Source organism: Aeromonas sp. BIGb0405, assembly GCF_024807335.1.
Lineage (GTDB): Bacteria > Pseudomonadota > Gammaproteobacteria > Enterobacterales > Aeromonadaceae > Aeromonas > Aeromonas rivuli.
The window spans coordinates 1-2,990 of record NZ_JANUEP010000021.1 but is presented as its reverse complement, the minus strand read 5'-3'; the positions used below and the strand labels follow the sequence as shown (position 1 = coordinate 2,990).

2 protein-coding genes and 1 tRNA gene are annotated in these 2,990 nt (G+C 60.1%); all 3 read left to right on the top strand.

Going from position 1 to position 2,990, the window contains the following annotated elements; all coding sequences use genetic code 11:
* The first annotated feature begins 18 nt into the window (after positions 1 to 18).
* The 3 genes from M2366_RS19810 to yjjG all read left to right on the top strand — a co-directional run bounded on the left by M2366_RS19810 (position 19) and on the right by yjjG (position 2,663).
* Positions 19 to 95 (top strand) — tRNA-Met (locus tag M2366_RS19810).
* 231 nt (positions 96 to 326) lie between these two features.
* Positions 327 to 1,817, top strand: coding sequence for a M17 family metallopeptidase (locus M2366_RS19805; protein WP_404972815.1), 1,491 nt, complete (start codon positions 327 to 329; stop codon positions 1,815 to 1,817).
* A gap of 171 nt (positions 1,818 to 1,988) precedes the next feature.
* The gene (gene yjjG, locus M2366_RS19800) at positions 1,989 to 2,663 is read left to right on the top strand and encodes a pyrimidine 5'-nucleotidase (RefSeq protein WP_224432830.1); all 675 of its coding nucleotides are present in this window, start codon (positions 1,989 to 1,991) and stop codon (positions 2,661 to 2,663) included.
* The last annotated feature ends 327 nt before the right edge of the window (positions 2,664 to 2,990 follow it).

Sequence of the window (2,990 nt, the reverse complement as noted above, 5' to 3'; positions counted from 1 at the left end):
AACTTGGGACAATTCGGACGCGGGGTGGAGCAGCTCGGTAGCTCGTCGGGCTCATAACCCGAAGGTCGTTGGTTCAAATCCAGCCCCCGCAACCATTTTATTCTGTTCGTCTCTCTCCATTGCTCCCCCTTTTAGCTGGCTAGACTCCCTCATCGGGGTTGCCTGCTCGTTGAACGACCGCGTGCTGCCTGTCACTGATCTATGCCCTTTTTCATTGTCTGTATCCCATCAGCACTCCGCTCAATGAGCTAGCAGCATGGCGATCTTTGCCTTCACTCAGGTATCATCGGCGCTCTTCTGTTTTTTCATGGATGAGGCTGCACCATATGCTCGATTTTTCCTATCAGGCACCCAAGATAGACAACGATCCTCGGGATCTCGATCAGTTTATGGAACTGAGTTCCTCCCTCAAGTTATTGATCTGCCATCAGAGTCTGAAAGATACGCTGCTTGCGCGCCCCGAGCTGGTTGCGGCCAGCCTGCAAGCGGCCCTGGGGCAGGAGGGGCCTTATCTGTGCCCGATCATCGACTCTTCTGATCCGCAAGGGCTGCTTATCCTGATCTTCAGCCCGGCGCTGGGAACAGGCCATGAGCGCTTCAAACAGATCCGGCAATGGATAGCCCCCCTTGCCCAATACCAGACCGAGCAGCTGAGTCTGCATCTGGAAGGGTTCGAACCCGCCGAGAGGGCCCGACTCGGAGAGGTACTGCTTGCCTCCCTGCTGGCCGCCAACGTGACGCTGCCGAGCCAGAAGCGCGAGGCCAAGGCCAGGATCCCTTATCGCCTGCTCGCCAGCTCCCCCGCATTTCCCCTGGATGTGGCGCGTTTGTGTGCCGAGGCCGAAGGCAATGCCCTGGCCCGCCATCTTGGTGTGCTGCCCGCCTCCGTGCTCGATGCGCCCGGCTACCGGCAACGGGTGAAAGAGATGGCCGGTGTCGAGGGGTGGCAGTGTCAGGAATATGATGAGGCAGCCTTGAAGGCACTGGGGGCGGGGGCTTTTCTCGCCGTGAGCCGCGGCTCTCAGGATGGCCAGGGCGCCATCGTGAAGCTCAGTTATGAACCCGCAGGGGCCACCCGGCAGCTGGCCCTGGTGGGCAAGGGGATCTGTCACGACTCGGGCGGCTACAACCTGAAAGTGGGGGGCTCCATGTATGGCATGCACCTGGATATGGGTGGCAGCGCCGTGGCGCTGGGAACCCTGCTCGCCATTAGCCGGGCCAGGCTGCCGGTGAGGGTGCACTGTTGGCTGGCCATCGCCGAAAACCACATAGGCCCGGCGGCTTATCGCCCTGGTGAGGTGGTGACCGCCTGCAATGGCACCACCATCGAGGTGGTGGACACCGATGCCGAGGGGCGCATGGTGCTGGCCGATGCCCTGGCGCTGGCGGCGCGAGACGAGCCGGATCTTATCATCGACTACGCCACCCTGACCGGCGCCTGCAAGCGGGCGCTGGGCAGCCGTTACAGCGGTGCCTTCACCAACCAGGCCGAGTGGCTGACCTGCCTCATTGCGCTTGGGCAAGAGAGCGGGGAGCGGGTGTGGCCCTTCCCGCTCGACAGTGATTATGATGAGGTGCTGGAGAGCGAATGGGCGGATCTGTTGCAGTGCGCCCCCGGTGCCTCGCCGGATCATATCGATGCGACCCGTTTTCTCAGCCGTTTCGTGCCAGCCAACACCCCCTGGTTACATCTGGACTTGTCCGGCTACCGCAACAAGGGGGGCAATGGGGTGGTGGGCAGCGAGGTAACGGGCTTTGGGGTACGGTTTACCCTGGCACTGCTGGCCGACTGGCAGGCTGGCAAGCTGGGATCCTGACTGGATCCCGCCCGCGCCCTGGCTGATAATGGCGCCCTGCTTGTCGGCCCGCTCGTCAAAGATGAGTGGCTTTGGCCTCGAAAGGCCACTCATTGCCAAGGGTTGACCACTGTTGAGCCCGTTTGGCCGGGTCAGCGCCAGCGTTCATTTTCCATGTAGTAAAGGATTGATATGAAGACGCCATCTTATGACTGGGTACTCTTTGATCTCGATGAAACCCTGCTGGATTTCCCGGTGGATCTCGCCTTGGAGCAGACCTTGCAGCTGCACGGTATCGTCGCGAACGAGGCGCGGATGAGTGAGTATCGTGAGCTCAATCATCGACTGTGGGGTCAGTACAACAGTGGTGAAATAGATGCCCAGCATCTGCAACAGACCCGTTTCTCCCCCTTCGTCCCAGCAGGGCTCGACCCCCTCGCCATGAATAATACTTTTTTGCAGCAGATCATTGCCCTGAGTCAGCCACTGGATGGCGTACTGGAAACCTTGCTGCAACTGAAAGAGCGGGTGAGCATGGGCATCATCACCAACGGTTTCAGCCTGCCCCAGCGCGGCCGTCTGGCCAAACTTGGCTGGCACGACTGGTTCGCACCGCTGATCATCTCGGACGAGGTGCGAGTCACCAAACCGGCGGCGGCCATCTTCGAGCAGAGTCTGGCGCTGATGGGGAGACCGGATCCGGCCCGGGTGCTGATGGTGGGAGACAATCCCAAGACGGACATCGCCGGCGCGGCGGCCATGGGGCTGGCCACCTGCTGGTATAACCCCCAGGGTCAGGCGGGGGACTGTGCCCCAACCCACGAGATCCGCCACTTCAGCCATCTGGCCGAGATAGTCCTGGGATAACGGCGGTAATAATGCTGGGATAAAACAGCGATGTCTCGCTCGACAAAACAGGCAGCCTCTTGGCTGCCTGTTTTGTTATGTCATTGCGGGATCCTGCCCCTATTCATCAGCCAGGGCCAGCCTGTGCTGGATAACACGCGCCAGCAGATTGACCCCTGACTCCATCACGGTTTTATCGACGTTGAACGTTGAACGTTGAACGTTGAACGTTGAACGATGGATGGAGGGCACCGAGGACGGTTCCCCCATGAATCAAGAGATAGCCAGCTTGTGCTGGATAACACGCGCCAGCAGATTGACTCCATGTTCCATCACGGTTTTATCGAC

What these genes read in the sequence shown, in the direction of transcription:
- M2366_RS19805 (WP_404972815.1), top strand. Translation starts at nt 327, where the DNA reads ATGCTCGATTTTTCCTATCAGGCACCCAAGATAGACAACGATCCTCGG.
- yjjG (WP_224432830.1), top strand. Translation starts at nt 1,989, where the DNA reads ATGAAGACGCCATCTTATGACTGGGTACTCTTTGATCTCGATGAAACC.